The sequence below is a fragment of the Bradyrhizobium sp. CCBAU 53351 genome (assembly GCF_015291745.1).
Taxonomy (GTDB): Bacteria; Pseudomonadota; Alphaproteobacteria; order Rhizobiales; family Xanthobacteraceae; genus Bradyrhizobium.
Genome location: NZ_CP030060.1, coordinates 535,825 through 554,037, shown reverse-complemented (window position 1 = coordinate 554,037; position 18,213 = coordinate 535,825). Strand labels below are relative to the sequence as shown.

Below are 18,213 nucleotides of genomic sequence, written 5' to 3'. Positions count from 1 at the left end.
CTCAAAACAGCGAGCGCAAATGACGCTTATCTCATCCCGCGCAATGGCCTGGCGGCGGCGGTCGTTCGCAGCGGGCGAGAATGGATTCACCTTGGTCGAGATGCTGGTCGTCATTACGATCATCGGGCTGATCATGGGACTGATCGGCCCCCGCGTGTTGAACTATCTCGCTGAGTCCAAGGTCAAGACGGCCAAGATACAAATCCGCAGCCTCGCCAGTTCGCTCGATCTCATGTTTCTCGACACGGGACGCTATCCGTCATCTTCGGAAGGCCTTAACGCCCTGGTAAAACCCGCAGCTTCGATGGCCGGATGGCACGGTCCCTACATCGATGGAAATAGCCTACCGAACGACCCGTGGGGTAGGCCCTATGTTTACCGGTCGCCCAGTGGGAACGCCAAGTTTGAGATCATGTCCTACGGGGCTGACGGGCATGAGGGCGGTGCGGATTCTGCCGCCGATATCTCGTCAAACAGCAATGAGAAATAGCCCGGAAGCACAAAACGGATTTACTTTGCTTGAGATGGTCTGCGTGTTGTCCATCGTCGCAATGCTGGTCGGTATCCTTCTGCCACGGCTTTCGCCTGGAACGTCGCGGCCGCGGCTCGAGGCATCGGCACTCGAAATCGCGTCCCTATTGAAGATCGACCGGAACGCGGCAGTTAAGAGCGGGATGCGCGTGCTGACCAGAATCGACGCGAGCACCCGGCGCCTGCAATCAGGTTCGAACGGCAGCGTTCTCGTGGTACCGGACGATGTGACGCTGGACGCACTATTGCCACGGGATTGCGAAGGACGACCCGCCCTTTCGACCATAAGTTTTTTCCCGAGCGGGTTCTCGTGCGGTGGCACGCTTAGACTCTCGCGTCTGAATACTGTCTACGAAGTTCGTGTGAATTGGCTTACGGGGGGAATCGAGATTGTGCGCGTTCCGGCTGTGTAATGCCTCCCGCAGCGTCGCGGGGTTTACGATCGTCGAGGCATTGGCCGCTCTCGCGATCGCCACCGCCATGCTGGCGGCGATCGGCTCGCTCATGTCGACCAGCATAAAAGGCGCGCGGAGGATTGATGATCGCATGGTCTTGGTGGAGACGGCGCGCACTCTGGCGGCAGCATTGCCGCCGCGCGGCGACGCAACCACGGGCGTAACGTCGGGTGAACTCAACGGCATTGTCTGGCGCGTCGATATATCGCCCTTGCTCAGGACAGCGTCCGACAAGCAGCAATGGGTGCCGAAACGGGTCCGGATCCAGGTTAAATCTTCAGCAGGTACGAGCTTCGCCCTGGAAACTGCGCGTCTGGGCCGGAGGTCGCAGTGATAGCCCGGGATCACCTCTCCCAAGCCTTGCACCGCGCGAGTATCGCGGGGTTCACGCTGTTCGAAGCTCTCGCGGCGATCGTACTTATGGGGATTGTTGTTTTTTGTCTAAGCACAATCGCGACGCATTGGCTACCCAGCTGGGATCGTGGCCTGGCGCGCGCGCAACGCGCCGAGCTTATTGGCATCGCCCTTGACCGTTTAACCGCCGATCTTGCGGCATCGCAGTTCATTTCCGCCAACGGCGGAAGCAAAAAGCCGCTGTTCAACGGCACAGAAGGATCTGTCACTTTTGTGCGCACGGTTACAAGCCCCAACGCCAAGTCGGGCCTCGAGATCGTTAAAATCGAAACAATCAAGGACCCTACTGGTCTCGTCCTCATACGCTCTTCGAGGCCCTTCGTCTTGTTTGAAGGTGCGATTGACCCGTCTGGCTTTGGTAATCCCGTCGTCCTGCTGCGATCGCCCTATCGGGCCGAGTTCGCCTATGCGGGACCCGGCGGCGTGTGGAAGGCGAACTGGCTGAATGTCGGCCACTTGCCGGCCGCCATCCGCCTCACGGTCCAAGATCACACCCTTGGGGAGGCGAGGGTAATCTCGACCACGACGCTTATTCATGTTGACGCGCCTGCACTATGCATCAGCGGAAAGAGCACGGATTGCACGGGAGAGCCCGACACTAGTCCCGATACGGCTCCCGCAGCGGACTCTCTCGAGAGCCGTCGGACCTGAGGCCACAATGATATTTTGCAATCCGCAGGAAGGACACTTATCTGGGGGGCGGGAGGGCTTTATCCTCATTGCGGTCCTCTGGATGTTGATTGCACTCGCGACACTTGCGTCCATCTATTCGATTTACATAGGCAGTTCTTCCTGGTCGAGTTCGGTGATCGAGCGCCGTCTGCAAGCCGATCAATTGGTGTCAGCCAGCCTTAATCTCGCGACCCAACGCCTTGCTGTGGCAGACCAGCGCGATCGACCTACGCATGGCCACTTCAGCTTCCGGCTAGGCCAAGCCAACGCATCGGTCAGATTCGTTTCCGAAGCGGCCCGGCTCGATCTCAATCAGGCCCCGCGCGAACTACTATCGAGTTTCTTCATAGCGATCGGCGCATCGGAGGAGGATGCCCCGCGTTTTGCTGCGCGGATTGTTGGTTGGCGAGAGCGCTTAAGACCATCCGATCGCGCTAATGAAGCGCAGCTTTACCGCGCCGCCGGCCGCGGCTATGGACCGCGAGGCGCTCCCTTCGCACATGTAGGAGAGTTATGGTTAGTTCAAGGTCTGCCGCAGGTCATCATAGAACGAATGTTGCCTCTGGTGACCGTTTACAGCGGCAGGTCCGATATTAACGTCTTCGACGCGCCGCCCGAGCTTGTTGCGGCTTTGCCTGGCATGACCCTAGATCGTCTGAATGGTTTTCTTGGCCAACGGCAGCTCGTGGCTCCCAGTAAGGACGCTCTAGTCCGACTGCTCGGTTCAGATCAAACCGCCGCGACCGCCGATGCAAGTGACGCGTTCCGGCTGGACATAAAAATAGGGGGCGCAGGGGGATGGAATAGCTGTGCGGAAGCGGTCATCTTGCTACAGGGTCCGGACGATCCTTTTCATATCCTTGCCTGGGATGACAGTTTGCGCGGTGACTGTCGTCAGGGCATGGCAACGGCGAACCCGCCATGATCCTGTTTAATTCGATAGCGGCAGGCCTCGCTTCGTGGGTACAAGCCGTGGCGTCCGAAGTTTCATCGCTCTCGAACGGCTTGCGCCGACGCTCGCAGGTTCGGATGGTGGAATTCGAGAAGGATCAATTCACCCTTCATCTCGTGACCGACCCCAAAAACGCGAAAGCGCCTGACCACGCGCTCGCGGTCCTGGAGGGAGCGGTTGCTAGCCCAATCCCTCCAGCATGGAAGTTAGCTCTGACTGGAAGTCAGCTTGAACTTGTCCTTCACCCGGCGCGATTTCTGTTTCGCCCGCTGGATTTGCCGAGGCGCGCTGCCGAATATGCGGCGGGTGTCGTGAGGTCCCAAATCGACCGACTAACCCCGTGGGATGTGCAAGAAGCGGTCTATGGTTGGAGTGCTTCACCTGACGAGACTGGCGACCGCATTCAGCTGACAATCGCTGCCACGCCTCGCGCTAAGCTAACGCCCTTGCTCGATGCTATCGGATCGCTTGGGACTTGGTCAATCCTGGTCTCCACGTCACGTTCGAACGTGCCAATTAGGATCGTTGAGACACAAATACACGGACCGACCGATTTCCGTCGTGTTCGTACGTGCCTGATGGTAGTTCTGCTGTTAAGCGGCTTTGCTGCCACTTCGTCGCTTTGCATTTCAGCGCTCATTTCGGACGGTTTGGCCCTGAGACGGGAAGAACTCTCTCGAAAGATATCGGTGCTCACAAGAGCGTCGCAGAATGTTGTTGCCGAATCCGCTTTGCGAGAGCTCGAACAACAGAAGCGCAACACTCCTTCGCCCGTAATGGCGATTGAGGCGCTGTCGGATCTACTGCCAGACAACACGTTCCTAACGGAGCTGCGTATCGATCACGCGAAACTACAGATAGCGGGCCTTACGAGCGACGCCGCATCGCTCATCCGCCTGATCGAGCAGTCGCCCCAGTTTTCACACGCGATCTTCTTCGCTCCAACCACACGGTCTGAAGGAGCAACCAAAGAGCAATTCCACGTCGAGGCTCAAATCAACCCCGCATTCGCCGCTATCCATGAACCAGACCTACCGCATTAGACGCTACGTCAGCGCCATTCCGTTCGTTGCCACAATTTGTTACGCGGCAATGACGGGATTTCTATTGCTGATCACGGGCTGGACGGCGTTGGACCTGGCGGAACAGCATCGTACGCTGGCGAACGCGAACGAAATGTTCGACAGGTTGCAGTCACAACAGCGGGCGGCCCGCAGCACGAACGACGGGGCGCTCGCTGTGAGTCCACCAGTTGTCGAAGGTCCCACGGTCACAGTCGCGGCCGCCGTGGTGCTGCAGCACGTTTCTGCAGAAGCGACGCGGATGGGAAGCAACATCTTATCGTCGCAGGTCGATCTGCAGGACGCAGGAGCACAACACGGGATCGTCAGAGTCTCTGTCGATCTCGAGATCGAGCAGCCGGCCCTTCAAGGCCTCCTTTACGAGCTGGAGGCGGGATCGCCCTTCCTGTTCATCGATCAATTGGTCATACAGGTACCCGAGTCGTCGACAAGACACGCCGCGACGAAGGTGCGCGTCGCAATTGTCGTCTCCGGATGGTGGCGGAGTGTCAAATGAAGTGCCCCCTCACGATTCAAGCTCTCGCGCTGGCCTTCCTGATCTTGGCAGTCGAATCGGGGAGGCGGCCTGCCGAGGCGAGTCAGACTTCAACGGCTACTGGCCTGAATCCGCCAGTGTCGCCCACAATGGAGTACCTGCTTGCGAAGGAGCCATTCGAGGCTACCCGATCGGAGCATAATCCCATTGCCAAAGTCCCCCTTGCGCAGCTCAATAAAACGCAAGAGCGCCCGCTATTCTCTCCGTCACGCCGCCCTCCGTCTCTGCCGCCGCCGAACGCGCCCACTATCCCCGTTGTCGTCGCGGCTCCCAAGCCGCTCGAGCCTGAGCTTCCGCCATTTGAACTCGTGGGCACGATAACTGGGGGCGCCGACAGCATCGCCGTCTTTGTGAATCGCGCGACTGGCGAGACGGTGAAGTTGCGGCAGGATGAAGTTCAATCAGGATGGACGTTGCGCGACATCGGAGCGCGTGAAGCCACGCTTTCGAACGGCGAGAACATCAAGGTTCTGGCTCTCGCCTTGCCCGGCACGACCGCAGATCCGGCGCCTGTGGAAGCCAGCACCGCTTCAATACGGCATCCTGCGAAGCGTTAAGGGTAAATGCGATTATGTTAGCGGATCAATCGCAACCGCCAAGTGTGCCGCGCTGCGATGGGTCGCCTTCAGGTACACCGACACGACGATCTCGTAGCCGCTCGTGCCATTGCGTGCAATGCCGCAGACCCTACGTTGCAGCGCACAGAGGCAATTCATCTTGACAAGCAACACTTCGTGTCGCTCGACAACACACCTCAGATATTGATGTCCGTCATTCAGTCCCTAGCATCGCGAGAAAGCGCCTTATGAACCGCTTTTCGTTTGGCGCGGCTGGCGGGGGACTTTCAAACATCAATGGCCCGATCCGATCTGTCGCCTATCTACTCGGAAACACGAGCGAGGCTTTTCGAGATGGCGACCTTCACTCTAACGATTGAACAACCGAAAGAGGAACCTTTATATGTTACGCAGGAACTCAATCCCAACCAAGTGTGCCTTGGCTTTGGCCGCGACGCTCATGGCAGGTTCGGCGTTGTCGACCACGGCTCACGCAAACAATGGCGACTTGATCGCAGCGCGTCAGAAATTTTTCGGCGACGAGAACGTCGATCCCGAGTCCGGGCGGGTCAGTCCCGACAAGGTCATCTTGTCGTGGCTCTCGAATTCAACTCTGGCGGCTTCCATTGCCGGCCACGTTTTGCTTTTGGACACTTACGTCACTCGGCTCGAAGTTTCGCCGGGCCGCACGCCCTTCGTTATCGGCGATTTGGTTGCTCTCAAACCAGAAGGCCTTCTAATCGGGCATGGTCACTTCGATCACGCGGACAACGCGGCCTACATCGCTGCGATGACCGGCGCGAAACTCTACGCCACCGCGGAAACCTGCGTTGCCCTGCAAGCCGATTTCGCGCGCGAGCAGGCCGACCCGGCGATTCAAGGTAATCCGGCTACGGCGTTTCCTCACAAGGCGTCGATCTCCTGCAACACGGTCACGACGACCGGTTCGGTTCCCGGCACCCAAATTGTCAAACTGGACTTCCTGGAACCGGACGCCTGCGTAATCGCCTTCCGACACTTGCACTCGGTTGCAGTCCCGGTCGACCCGACCTGGCCGCGGGCACCTAATCCGTCCGTTTATTATGCGGTTGACCCGCGCGATCCGGGGCTGTTTCCGGCCGGAACGCCGCTTGCGCCCGGGAAAAGTGGGACGCTGCCTGGGCAGATCAACATTGCTACCAGCGGCAGTGGTGGTCCGGGTGGCCCTATTCCGCTGTTTTTCGATTTTGTGTTGCGCGAAGGTCGTCACTTCACCTTTGCTTGGTATAACTCGTCGGGAGCACTCAAAGAAGGATTGGGAAGCGGGTGGCCCAACGGCACGCCAGCTGACGGCCAGCGTATCACGAACATCCTGAAGAGTTTACCGGCCACCGATGTGGATGCCGGTACGATTGCGACAGCCAATTTCGATAACAATTCTTATCGTGATCCCTTCGCGTATATTCAAGCGCTGAACCCGAAGATCTTCATTCCGTTGCATCTGACCACCGGGTCGACCTTCAAGGAATCCATCTCGCCCGCCGTTTACGGCGGATACCTGGATCAAATTAAGCGCCTCGGCCTGACACTCGATCAATGGCCAGACACACGATGGCTCGTTGATCCCGAAGATTACGCAAAGCCCATCGTCTACGACATTCGGGACCCGCGCTGGGACAATCCAAAGAAGCTGCCCGCCATCAAGCATTATTGCGGTTCTGATCCAGACGACCACCACGACGACCACGGGAAGCCGTGACCACCGCGCCGACGGCTGCTCGAAAAGAGGAGCCGTCGCGCCCTTCCACGATCCGCGCGCCGGATGCAACTGAAATGATGCAATGAAACGCTCTCTGATTTGGTTCGTAATCGTCGCAACGCTGTGTGTGTGCATCCACGCAAGGCACGTCGACGCTCATCCGGATATATTGGTTCACATGCATGATGCGGTTATCTTTGATGGAAATGGCTCTATCAGCGGCGTCCGCGTATCTTGGACCTACGATAGGGAAACGTCGGTGACGGCATTGCGAAGTAGCGGCCTCAACGAAAGCGCCCCACACCTCGGGCGTGACCAGCTTGATCCGCTGGCCAGGGCGACGGTTAATTCGCTGCGCGCGTCTGACTTCTATACGTTCGCGCGCGTCAATGGCACCAAGCAGCCATTCGATGGCGCATCCGATTCATGGCTCGAGTGGGATGGATCGGTGCTAACATTGCATATGGCTCTCAACTTCAAGCAGCCCGTGAGCAACAGCAATTTCACGCTCGAGCTCTTCGATGAAACAGACGAGATCGAGTTCGATTTCCAAGAAGGAGACGCCGTCATCATGACGAAGGCACCCAAAGACTGCGCGCTCGTCGTCGCACGGCCAGGCGATGCCGCCGCTCAACGGGAACTTCTCGGCGATGCTTATCTCAATCCCAACGTTCAACCGGTCGGTTGGGATGCGCAATACTCAAACAAGGTTTCGGTGCGATGTCTAAGTTAGAGGCAATTACAGCCTTGCTCAACCGAATGAAGTCGCCGCTCGACGCTGAACAAGCTGTCTTATGAGCGATTTCGCGCGCGGAGACATTGCTTTGCAGAATTGTCACGGGCGAAACGAAAGTGTCGGTGCAGCGATATTGTTGCATGCGGCTTAGCCGTTGCGACAACAACATAAGGAGTAACGTCAATCATTGAGAAGATTGGGCGCCGCGCGGTTCACGCGCTCGACGATCTGCTCGCATTTGTAATGAAGACGCGAGAGAGTGAGAGGCTACGCGCTATGTTGACACGCCTGCACCGTTTGCGATGTGGCGCGAAGCTGAAGAAGACAATTGCCCTAGTTGCCGCGGGGGCTCTGACGGGATGCGGCGCGCCACTCACGTGGCAGGACACTCACACCAAACCTGACGTAATGGATGAGGTTCGTAATCAGGATCTGCTTCCCCGATTTCCGGAACGCACCGCAGAAGCCGATCTGCAAGGCACTGTCCGGCCAGGTCGCGCCCAACTCTTTTCGGCCGAGCCGGTCTCTTCTATGCAGGCAATCGTGGCCCCGGCGACGAGTACCGGCACCGGTCCCGGGTATGAACTGAATTTCGAAAACGCCACGATTGCGTCGGTTGCAAAAACTGTACTCGGCGACATCCTGAAGACGAGCTACACAATCGACCCGCGTGCTCAGGGCAATATCAATATTGCGTCGGGAAGGCCGGTTCCGAAGCAGGACTTGCTGTTCGTGTTCGAGAGTGCGCTCCGATTGGCAGGAGTCGCGCTCGTCCGCGACGGCGCCGCTTATCGAATTGTCCCACAGACAGAGGCACTCGCAGCCGGCAGTCTTGATTCGCAGCCTGCAAACGTGGAGCCGGGATTTGGCGTCTCTGTCGTGCCGCTTCAATACATATCGGCCGGGACGCTGATGCAGCTCCTGGATAGTTTTGCTACGAAGCCCGGTGCGGTTCGCGTGGATAAGGCTCGCAACATGCTGCTGGTTCAGGGCACAGGGCCCGAGCGTCGCACGGTCGTCGATACGGCTGTTGGTTTCGACGTTGATTGGATGCGGGGGCAGTCAGTCGGTATCTTTCCACTCCAGAACAGCGCTCCTGAGCCTGTCCTGACAGAACTCGAAAAAATCTTGAATTCAAAGGAAGGCGACGTTGGGCACGATCTTGTCAAGTTTCAGGTAATGGAGCGCCGCAACGCGATTTTGGCGGTAACCTCCAAGCCGCAGCTCCTGCGAACGGTCCAGACTTGGATTGGCCGACTCGACGCATCAGATCCTGCCCGTGTTGTTGTACATGTCCGCCGGGTCAAGTACGGCGACGCCCGGCAGCTCGCGAAAGTGCTCGGCGAAATCTTCGGCGGAGGCAGCTCAAATGCAACCGACAGCGCGGCGGGACAGGTCGCGCCTGGGAGCGGTTTGGTGAGGACATCGTCCAATGCCGACCGACTACCAGCCATCTCAACGACTTCCAGCTCCTCCACAAGCACAAAAGGCAATACTGATTTCGGCGGAGGCGCACTCGGGGGCGGATCGCGAACAGGGAACGACACTGGCGGCTCGGAGCTACAGAGCGCTGGCCTTAGCGGCAGGCCCGTGATGGAGGGGATTCGCATCGCAGCCGACGTTTCCACGAACTCCCTGCTTATCTATGCGAACGCTCAGAATTACCGGACCGTCGAACAGACCATACGCCAGCTCGACCAACCGCAGGCTCAAGTCGCGATCGATGCGACCATCGCTGAAGTTACGCTCAACAACAATCTGAGCTACGGGGTTCAATTTTTCATCCAAAGCAAAAACCTCGGTATGGCTCCCGATCGAGGCTCCGCCCTGAACGTCCCAAGCTCCCCCCCAGGACAGCAGTCGAGCGTCCTCAATGGCGTCGCATCCGCTTTCCTTAACCGCGCCTTCCCAGGCTTTAATTTCCTCGTCGGCCCTGAGGCGCAGCCCAACATGATCATAGATGCGCTGCACGCGGTGACAGATGTCAAGATATTATCGAACCCTTCGCTGGTTGTGATCGACAATCAGGTCGGCACACTACTCGTTGGGAACGAGATCCCGGTATCGACCGGCACCGGCAACGTTCTCAATTCGGCGACCGGCACCAACAACACGATCATCAACTCAATCGACTATCGCAACACCGGCATTATCTTGCGCGTCATTCCTCGGGTTAGTCCCGACGGCAACGTGCGCCTCGATATCGAGCAAGAAATCAGTCAGGCGACGAACGCGACCGCGAACTCGCTCACGCCGACCGTCTCGCAACGCAAAGTGAAGAGCTCTGTCGCCGTGCCGAACGGGCAAACCGTACTCTTGGCAGGCCTCATTCAGGAAAACACTGAAGTCGATCGTGGTGGGATTCCGGTTCTCGACGAGATACCGAAAATTGGCGACCTCCTGTCGCACCAGAACAAGACGACGACCCGGACCGAGCTCATTATCTTCATCCGTCCGCAAGTCATTCGGGACAGCATTGCCGCCCACTACGTCGCCGAGGAGTTTCGGGCAAAGCTGCGCGGAACGGTCGAGTCCCTTCCTTCCAAGGGAAGACAACCGCCACTACTTCAATGAAGGAGCAACGAGGAAAATGCCGGAACGCCTCTCGCGTTGCTCGCAAAAGTTTCTCACGTTCCGAGCACCGACCCACGTCACGGTCACGGCGGCATTCGTCCTCTGCGCCGTCTGCATGGCGACGAGCGTCGCAGCGGATCCGAGCTCCGCAGGCCTCCTCGGGGCGGCATTCTCCGCCGTTGCCATCGCAATCGCCGTTATAGATGCGCGACTCTTCGTAATACCAGACGAACTGACCATCCTGGCGCTTGTACTCGGATTGGCAAACGTGTTCGTGCAACCTCCAGACTGGATGGTGCCGACGCTCGCGACGGCAGCATCGCGCGGAGCGGCATTAGCCGCGATGTTCTGGCTATTGCGCATCGCCTACAGGTCCGTCCGTCTGCGCGACGGCATCGGGTTGGGGGACGTCAAACTCGCCGGCGTTGCTGGAGTCTGGCTCGATTGGAATCTGATTCCAATCGCAATCGAGGTCGCGGCCGGATCAGCTTTAATCGCCTGCGGAATTGCGGCGCTTCTCCGTCGCGACAGCATCCAAGCCATCACCCGGCTGCCGTTCGGTCTGTTCTTCGCGCCAGCCATTTGGGTCACATGGCTGATATGGAAGGTCTGGTGAGGTTCGAATGATCGTTGCAGATTGCAAATCGACTCGGGAACATCTATGAAGAATGCACGCCCCCTGATCGGAACTTTGTTCCTCACACTGTGGACTATCGGCAACGTGTTCGGCGCCGAACTCTCCGAAAACGGGCGCTCATTCGCGCGGCGACATGTTTCGGCGGCGGGCGGTGCGATTGAAGCATGCCGGTCCGCTCGAGCCGCAGCTGTCTTGGGCTTCAGGCACGAACATGGCTTCAATGTCCCGCAGTCCTACGAGATAGCCGCGGCGTATTACCACACGGCAGCCGCATGCGGTGATCCGACAGGCCAATATTTGTTCGGCCTCTCCTACGATAAGGGGCATGGCGTTGCGCAGGATGGCGTTCTTGCGTACATGTGGCTGAATTTGGCTGCCGCCCACGCTCCTCAGCTACGGCGCCCGTATTACCTTCGAACAAGAGACGCGGTAGCCAATAATCTCACGCCTGCACAACTCAGCCAAGCTCAATGGCTAGCCATTCAATGGCGGCCCGGAACGGCACCTTAATCCCACTTTTCGAGGTTCCGACCAGGCCTTCTTCGATCATGTGCGAATGGTGCTAGCCGTCGCTTTTCGCGGCGCAGCTAGGATGCATCTGTAGACTCTCGGTTCGGCGGCGTGGCGGTCGACGTCGGTTCTGATCTGCTCGGGTTCGGCGCACGAGCCACCGGTCTTGCGCGCCTTCTGCTCAATTCCTTCGCTCGGAATAGCGAAATTCACAGCGAGCAGATCATTGCCGTGCCTTCTTAAGTTACGCCTTGCTTGCGTATTCACGTGGAGCCAGCCCGGCAATTTGGCTATAAAATGCGGAAAGTCAGTCCCATGGGCGGGTGACAAGGTCTGCCGGAGTTGCCGCCCCGGCGCCGAGCGGTTTTGGCGGTCCCAATCCGTCCAACATGATTGCATCGCCTTCCGGCGGCACCAACCTACTCCGCATGCGCCGGCTCGGGCTGTCCTGTGTTCGTGCTGAATTCGTTACTGGGCGTCGTTGCCGAGTAAGAACTCTGCGGCGTAGCACTATATATATCGCGTCAGGGCCCAGAGTTGTGTTACCGCACACAGTTCGAGGGGATGACGGAGCGTGCGCGGTAAGACCCTCACGATCCATATTCGGCCGCAGCCAGTCCAAGAAGGATAGCCAGCACGAAACTTCTTGGGCATCGTTTGAACGCGGCTGCTGGAAGTCGCCTGAGTTGCCGATGCGAAGCGCGGGCCCCCGAGCCCTAGAGACCGATCCGGTCACGTCTTGTACAAGCTATACAGATTGGATTCGAAGCTCGCTTCTGCGACCCTGAACCAGGTCACGATGTCCTCACGAAACTTCAGCCATTCGCTGTAGATCTTGCGAAACTCGGCATTCTTCTCCGTCTCTTCGGCGTAGAGCGAGAATGCCGCGCGATAGCCGCCCTCCATGATCTCGCGCGAGAATGGCCTGAGCTCGGTGCCGTTTGCGATCAGCCGACGCAGCGGCGCCATGTTGCTGGCGTCGTAATGCGACAGCATGTCCCAGGAGGCCTCCGCGGCGGCCACCTCGAATGCCCGCTGATAATGAGCAGGCAAGGCCGACCAAGCCTTCGCTCCTACATAGAAGGCCAACTGCCCCGTGCAATCCCACCAGCCCGGGTAATAGTAATATTTTGCGACTTTGTTGAAGCCCAGCTTCTCGTCATCGTAGGGGCCGACCCATTCGACCGCGTCAATCGTGCCTCTTTCTAGTGCAGCATAGGTGTCGCCGCCGGCAATGTTCTGAGGAACGACGCCGAGGCGTGCGACCACGTCGCCCGCAATGCCGGGGATGCGCATCTTGAGGCCCTTCAGATCATTGAGCGTATTGACCTCGCGGCGAAACCAACCGCCCATCTGCACGCCCGTGCTGCCGCCGGGAAAGTTCACGACGCCGTAGGACTTGAAGAACTCCCTGAACAGTTCGAGCCCGCCGCCGCGATACATCCACGACAGATGCTGGCGTGGCGTCATTCCGAACGGCAGCCCGGTGTCGATCGCAAACGCCTTGTTCTTGCCGCTGTAGTAGATCGATGCCGTGTGTCCTATCTCGACCGTTTCGCTCTGCACGGCATCGAGTACCTGCAGGCCTGGCACGATTTCCCCGGGGCCGAACACCTGAATCTGGAAGCCGCCATCCGTCATCTCCTCGACGTGCTTGGCAAGGCGAACGGCGATACCGTGAATGGTGTCGAGGTTCTTGGGATAGCTGGACGCCAGGCGCCAGCGGATCGTGGCCTTTTGCGCTCGGACGACAGAGGGGGCGGTCAGCGGCAACAGGCCGACCGCGGCAACTCCAACAATAGCTCGACGGGTCTTCATGGTTCCACCCTGGTTCTTTATGATTGTTGATTGTCGTAGGTTGGATCGCTGACGGCGTGCCCGCTCCTCCGGCGCGCCGTCCGCCAATCTAGAGCTTCCGTTCCATCACGGCATCGAAATTGGTGACGGGCGGAAAGGCTTCCTTGTCGATGACGACGTCGATCACGAACGGATTGGATGCCTTCATTGCGACCGCCATGGCTGCCACAAATTCCTCGCGATTGGTGGCGCGTGCGCCCCTTGCACCCAGCGCGATTCCGGCCGCGGCGAAGTCGACGCGCCCGAAATCGTTCGCTTCCGCAACCACATTTCCCTTCCAGCGATATTTCTCGTGATATTCGAAGGCGAGCGCGCTGTTGTTCATGACGATGATCACGACCGGCAGCCTGTAGCGAACCGCCGTCTCGACATCAGCCAGGTGATAGCCGGCGCCGCCGTCGCCGGTAATGCATACCACCTTCTCCGATCGCGCGATCTGGACGCCGAGCGAGGCGGGGAGCGCCCAGCCGAGCGATCCGACTGCGCGGAAGAAGGCGTCGTAACGCAGCGTCGGGAACAGCACGCCGGTCCAGGCAGCCATGTAACCTGTGTCTGCGACCAGCGTGATCTCGCTGCCATAGCGGGAGAGCTCGTCGAGCACCGAAAGCGGGGAGAGGGCCGTGTTGCCACCTGACGCAGCGAGTTGTTCGCGGTGATTAGCTGTCCATTTATCAGTATCGCGGCGGCAGCGGTCCAGCCAGGCGGACGATGTCCGCAAATTCTGCTGTTTAACGAGGTCAAGTAGGTCGGTGAGGAAGATCTTGATGTCGGCGCGGACACCGAGGCGTGGCGCGTAGGTGTTAATGAGGGAAGCCGGATCATGGTCGATCTGGATCACGGTCGCCTTGCGGCTCGGCAAAGTGTAGCCGTTGGTTGCCAGTCCGCCCAATCGGGTCCCGAGAGCGAGGGCGCAATCGGCCTCTGCCACGAGCTTGTTGGCGCTCACCGAGGAATAGCGTCCGACGATGCCGCAGAAATTCGGGTGTGACGTCAGAATGGCCGGCTTGCCGCCAGCCGTGGCGACGATCGGGATGCCCGCAAGGTCCGACAGCAGTGCCAGTTCGGCCCACGCGCCGGCAAGCCGCACGCCCTCGCCGACAAACAGAACCGGGCGCTCCGCGCGCTTGAGGAGGTCGAGCGCCGTAGCAACCTCGGTGCCGAGCGCACGCACCTTGCTGGCGGCATTTGAGTAGGAACGTTCTAGCCGGTTCGCGGTTTGCGGGTCCCCGGGCAGCGCGAAGAAATTCTTCGGCACGTCGAGATGGGTGGGTCCGCATGTCGGTGTCGCCGCGATGTGAAGCGCCTGCGAGACGAGACTCCCAGTCATCTCAGGAGCGGCGACGGCACCGTTCCACTTCGTGACGGGCTGGAAAATGACATGTTGGTCGAGGTCCTGATACTCGTTCATGTGCAGGGCTTGCGTCGCGGTCGCTCCTGTCAGCGCGAATACCGGCGATTGGGCCCAGACGGCATCTGCCAGTGCGGCCGCGACGTTGGCGGCGCCGGGCCCGGCCTGCCCATAGGCCGGCGCGACGCGGCCGCTGGCGCGGGCATAACCGTCCGCCATGTAGACCGCGCTGGCCTCGCTGCGTGCGACCACCATTCGAATTCCGGCATCGCGAAGCGCGATCCACAACGGCTGGTCGCCGCCGGTGAGGAGGAAGAAGTTCTCGACACCGGCATGCTTTAGCGCAGCGGTGATGTCGGTGGCCACGTTGTTTGTCATTCTAGTCCTCCCCGCGCGGGTTCGTCGACCTGCAACGTCAATAAAGTATGTCATACCGTATTATTGCAAAAGATATTTTGTCAAACCTCCCTCAGGGCGCGTAGTAAGCAATAGCTTGACCTCACTAAAAGCCAATAATACGATATTATGATTCCAGATATTTATGCTGCAGGGAGGCGTTCCGTGAAGAAGTACCAGATGTATATCGGTGGAAAGTGGGAGGATCCGGCCTCGGGCGAGTGGTTCGAGACCATGAATCCCTACACCGCCGAGCCATGGGCGTTGATCCCGCGCGGCAATGCCGAGGATGCCGCGCGCGCAGTCCAGGCGGCGCATCGGGCGATGAATGTGGGGCCGTGGCCCAAGCTGAATGCAACGCAGCGCGGCGCGCTGATGCGCAAGCTGGGGGACCTGATCGCGGCGAATGCAGAGCGGCTCGCCGAGATCGAAGTGAGGGACAACGGCAAGCTGATCAGCGAGATGCGAGGGCAGCTCAATTACATTCCGCAATGGTACTATTACTTCGGCGGCCTCGCGGACAAGATTCAGGGCTCGGTCATCCCGATCGACAAGCCCAACATGTTCACCTACACCAAGCACGAGCCGGTCGGCGTCGTCGTCGGTATCATCCCCTGGAATTCGCCGTTGATGCTGGTCGCCTGGAAGCTTGCGCCGGCGCTGGCGGCCGGAAATACCGTGGTGCTCAAGCCCTCGGAATTCACCTCCGCATCGCTCCTCGAGATGATGGCGCTGGTGGAGGAGGCGGGCTTCCCCCCTGGGGTCATCAACGTGGTTACCGGCTTTGGCAATGAGGTCGGGCCGGCGCTGGTCGAGCATCCTCAGGTCGCCAAGGTCGCGTTCACCGGCTCCGATGCCACCGGCCAGAAGATCTACAAGGGCGCTGCGCGCGGCCTGAAACGCGTCAGCCTGGAGCTGGGCGGCAAGTCGCCCAATATCGTGTTCGACGACGCCAATCTCGACAATGCGGTCAACGGCGCCATTGCCGGAATCTTCGCGGCCGTCGGGCAGGCGTGCATCGCCGGTTCGCGAATGCTGGTACAGGAATCTGTCCACGACGCCTTCGTCGAAAAGCTCCTGAAGGCGGCGGCCACGATCAAGATGGGCGATCCAATGCAGAACGAAACACAGGTCGGGCCGGTCGCCAACCGGCCGCAGTTCGACAAGGTCCTCGCCTATATGGAGATCGGCAAGAAGGATGGCGCGCATCTGGCACTCGGAGGCGATCGTGCCCATCGGCCGGAATGCGGCAAGGGTCTCTTCGTCGAGCCCACGGTCTTCACCGGCGTCAAGAACAGCATGAGGATCGCGCAGGAGGAGGTGTTCGGCCCGATCCTGTCCGTGATCCCATTTCGCGATGAGGAGGAAGCCGTCGAGATCGGCAACGACATCCTCTTTGGTCTGGCCGCAGGCGTCTGGACGCAGAACATGAAGCGCGCCCATGTCATGGCTGACCGGCTAAAGGCCGGCATGGTCTGGGTCAATACCTACCGCACGGTGAGCTACATGGCCCCGTTCGGCGGTTACAAGCGCAGCGGTCTCGGTCGCGAAAACGGCATCGAGGCCATCAACGAATACATGCAGACCAAGACCGTCTGGATGAGCAGCGGCGACGAGCCCTATCCGTTCGTGCTGCGATAAATCGCTGAGTTAGGTGATCCAGGGCGCATCGTCTCGGGATCAATTGCTAATTGCTCGTAATATAGTACTATAAGATTTAATGGCCCCTGGGACCAACCCGTGGGGAACGAGGAAACAGGGAGGAGCGCCGCATGAGAGCCGCATCGGTCGTCATCTTGGCCATCGCGGGCCTGTGTCTATCGGGCATGCCGGGACAGGCGCAAACAAAGTCAGTCGTCCTGAAGGGAGCCACTCTGATCGACGGAGCGGGTGGAAAGCCGCTTCCCGATTCCGTCTTGGTCATTCGCGACGGACGCATCGCGGCCGTTGGGTCCGTAACGGCGGTGCCGGTGCCATCCGATGCCGATGTCGTTGACCTCAAGGGCAAGTCCATCATCCCCGGCATGATCTCGGATCATTCCCATGTGGGTATCGTCAGGGGCCTCAAGGCGAGTCCGGACAACTATAATCGCGACTACATCTTGTCCCAACTTCGACAGTGGGAGGCCTATGGCGTCACCACGATCACGTCGCTGGGCCTGAACGCACCTGAATTCTACGATCTGCGAGCGGATCTACATGCCGGCAAGGCGCCAGGGGCCGACATCTTTGGCGCCGACCGCGGCATTGGGGTTGCGATGGGAGCACCGCCCGTGGCGATCGTTCCCGTCGGCCCGAACCAGATCTATCGCCCGGATACGCCCGACGCAGCGCGCGAAGCGGTGAGGGAGATGGCGGGACGCAAGACCGACCTGATCAAGATCTGGCTTGACGACTTCGGCAAGCTGCTGCCAGTCAAAGTGAAGCCGGAGGTCTATACCGCCGCCGTCGACGAGGCCCACAAGAACGCGCTTCGGGTCGCCTTCCACATCAACGACCTCGAAGATGCTCAGGCCGCCCTGAAGGCCGGCGCTGACATTCTGGCGCACGGCATCCGTGACAAAGAGATCGATCCGCCGACGATCGAATTGATGAAGAAGAATGCCGCCTGGTACGTTCCCACCTTGGCGCTCGACGATTCAAATTTCATTTTTGCCGACAAGCCGCAGGTCTCGGCGGATCCGTTCGTGAACCGGGCACTGGATCCCGCCGTGAAGACGCAATTGGAGGATCCGGCTTGGCAGCAGAAGGTCCATGACGCACCAGCTTCCGAGCGCGCCCGCAAGGCGCTGGCGATGAACCAGAAGAACCTGATGACGCTTTACAAGGCAGGTATCGGCATCGGGTTCGGATCCGATTCCGGCGTGGGCCTGCGTTTCCCCGGCATTGCCGAACATCGTGAGCTCGATCTCATGGTTGAAGCCGGCCTCACGCCGATGCAGGCGCTGACCATCGCGACCAGCGGCGCGGCGAAGCTGCTCAAGCTGGATGACCGCGGTGTCCTGCTAGCTGGCAAGCTCGCCGATCTCGTCGTGCTCGACGCCGATCCATCGGCCGACATAGCCAACGTCCACAAGATCTCGGCGGTCTGGCACCGCGGAAAACCTGTTGCAGGGCCGATCGCAACGTTTGCGCAGCGATAAGGAGAATGGGCGGGGCCGGCGACGCTTGCATGCCGTCCTGGGCCACCCCCCGAACTGTTGGTCCGAAGTCTTGTTC

17 protein-coding genes are annotated in these 18,213 nt (G+C 59.5%); 15 read left to right on the top strand and 2 right to left on the bottom strand.

What is annotated here, in order from left to right; all coding sequences use genetic code 11:
• Nucleotides 1-19: 19 nt before the first annotated feature.
• The 13 genes from gspG to XH83_RS37560 all read left to right on the top strand — a co-directional run bounded on the left by gspG (nt 20) and on the right by XH83_RS37560 (nt 11,393).
• Entirely contained in the window at nt 20-490 is a 471-nt protein-coding gene (gene gspG / locus XH83_RS37620) for a type II secretion system major pseudopilin GspG (RefSeq protein WP_128930065.1), read from the top strand.
• Complete coding sequence (locus XH83_RS37615; RefSeq protein WP_313753858.1) at nt 372-944, top strand: GspH/FimT family pseudopilin; 573 nt, start codon at nt 372-374, stop codon at nt 942-944. Before gspG ends, XH83_RS37615 begins: the two co-directional genes overlap by 119 nt.
• Nucleotides 922-1,320 (top strand): general secretion pathway protein GspI, encoded by a 399-nt coding sequence (locus XH83_RS37610; RefSeq protein ID WP_128930067.1) that lies wholly within the window; start codon nt 922-924, stop codon nt 1,318-1,320. Before XH83_RS37615 ends, XH83_RS37610 begins: the two co-directional genes overlap by 23 nt.
• Nucleotides 1,317-2,051: a general secretion pathway protein GspJ gene (locus tag XH83_RS37605; RefSeq protein WP_128930068.1), complete on the top strand. Its 735-nt coding sequence runs from the start codon at nt 1,317-1,319 to the stop codon at nt 2,049-2,051. Before XH83_RS37610 ends, XH83_RS37605 begins: the two co-directional genes overlap by 4 nt.
• Before the next feature lie 82 nt (nt 2,052-2,133).
• Nucleotides 2,134-2,997, top strand: coding sequence for a general secretion pathway protein GspK (locus XH83_RS37600; protein ID WP_164933593.1), 864 nt, complete (start codon nt 2,134-2,136; stop codon nt 2,995-2,997).
• Nucleotides 2,994-4,067, top strand: a complete 1,074-nt coding sequence (locus tag XH83_RS37595) for a PilN domain-containing protein (RefSeq protein WP_128930070.1) — start codon at nt 2,994-2,996, stop codon at nt 4,065-4,067. The genes XH83_RS37600 and XH83_RS37595 overlap by 4 nt, the downstream gene beginning before the upstream one ends.
• Nucleotides 4,045-4,602 (top strand): type II secretion system protein GspM, encoded by a 558-nt coding sequence (gene gspM / locus XH83_RS37590; protein ID WP_128930071.1) that lies wholly within the window; start codon nt 4,045-4,047, stop codon nt 4,600-4,602. The genes XH83_RS37595 and gspM overlap by 23 nt, the downstream gene beginning before the upstream one ends.
• Nucleotides 4,599-5,198, top strand: coding sequence for a hypothetical protein (locus tag XH83_RS37585; protein WP_128930072.1), 600 nt, complete (start codon nt 4,599-4,601; stop codon nt 5,196-5,198). The genes gspM and XH83_RS37585 overlap by 4 nt, the downstream gene beginning before the upstream one ends.
• A gap of 460 nt (nt 5,199-5,658) precedes the next feature.
• Nucleotides 5,659-6,936, top strand: coding sequence for an MBL fold metallo-hydrolase (locus XH83_RS37580; RefSeq protein ID WP_128955148.1), 1,278 nt, complete (start codon nt 5,659-5,661; stop codon nt 6,934-6,936).
• Nucleotides 6,937-7,018: 82 nt separating this feature from the next.
• Nucleotides 7,019-7,669, top strand: coding sequence for a DUF1007 family protein (locus XH83_RS37575; RefSeq protein ID WP_128930074.1), 651 nt, complete (start codon nt 7,019-7,021; stop codon nt 7,667-7,669).
• A gap of 279 nt (nt 7,670-7,948) precedes the next feature.
• Complete coding sequence (gspD, locus tag XH83_RS37570) at nt 7,949-10,246, top strand: type II secretion system secretin GspD (protein ID WP_128955149.1); 2,298 nt, start codon at nt 7,949-7,951, stop codon at nt 10,244-10,246.
• Between the two features lie 16 nt (nt 10,247-10,262).
• Nucleotides 10,263-10,862 carry an A24 family peptidase gene (locus XH83_RS37565; protein ID WP_128930076.1) on the top strand — a complete coding sequence of 200 codons (600 nt, stop codon included), beginning with the start codon at nt 10,263-10,265 and terminating at the stop codon, nt 10,860-10,862.
• A 45-nt stretch (nt 10,863-10,907) separates the two neighbouring features.
• Nucleotides 10,908-11,393: an SEL1-like repeat protein gene (locus XH83_RS37560; protein ID WP_128930077.1), complete on the top strand. Its 486-nt coding sequence runs from the start codon at nt 10,908-10,910 to the stop codon at nt 11,391-11,393.
• Between the two features lie 732 nt (nt 11,394-12,125).
• Here XH83_RS37560 and XH83_RS37555 read toward each other — a convergent pair.
• Both XH83_RS37555 and XH83_RS37550 read right to left on the bottom strand, forming a co-directional pair.
• Nucleotides 12,126-13,211 (bottom strand): TRAP transporter substrate-binding protein, encoded by a 1,086-nt coding sequence (locus XH83_RS37555; RefSeq protein WP_128930203.1) that lies wholly within the window; start codon nt 13,209-13,211, stop codon nt 12,126-12,128.
• Between the two features lie 88 nt (nt 13,212-13,299).
• Nucleotides 13,300-14,976 carry a thiamine pyrophosphate-binding protein gene (locus XH83_RS37550; protein WP_164933594.1) on the bottom strand — a complete coding sequence of 559 codons (1,677 nt, stop codon included), beginning with the start codon at nt 14,974-14,976 and terminating at the stop codon, nt 13,300-13,302.
• 183 nt (nt 14,977-15,159) lie between these two features.
• Between XH83_RS37550 and XH83_RS37545 the strand changes: the two genes are divergently transcribed.
• Together XH83_RS37545 and XH83_RS37540 are read left to right on the top strand one after the other, a co-directional pair.
• Nucleotides 15,160-16,635: an aldehyde dehydrogenase gene (locus tag XH83_RS37545; protein WP_128955150.1), complete on the top strand. Its 1,476-nt coding sequence runs from the start codon at nt 15,160-15,162 to the stop codon at nt 16,633-16,635.
• Nucleotides 16,636-16,766: 131 nt separating this feature from the next.
• A complete protein-coding gene (locus tag XH83_RS37540; RefSeq protein ID WP_128930081.1) occupies nt 16,767-18,137 on the top strand; it encodes an amidohydrolase family protein in 1,371 nt (456 codons plus the stop codon).
• Nucleotides 18,138-18,213 lie beyond the last annotated feature (76 nt).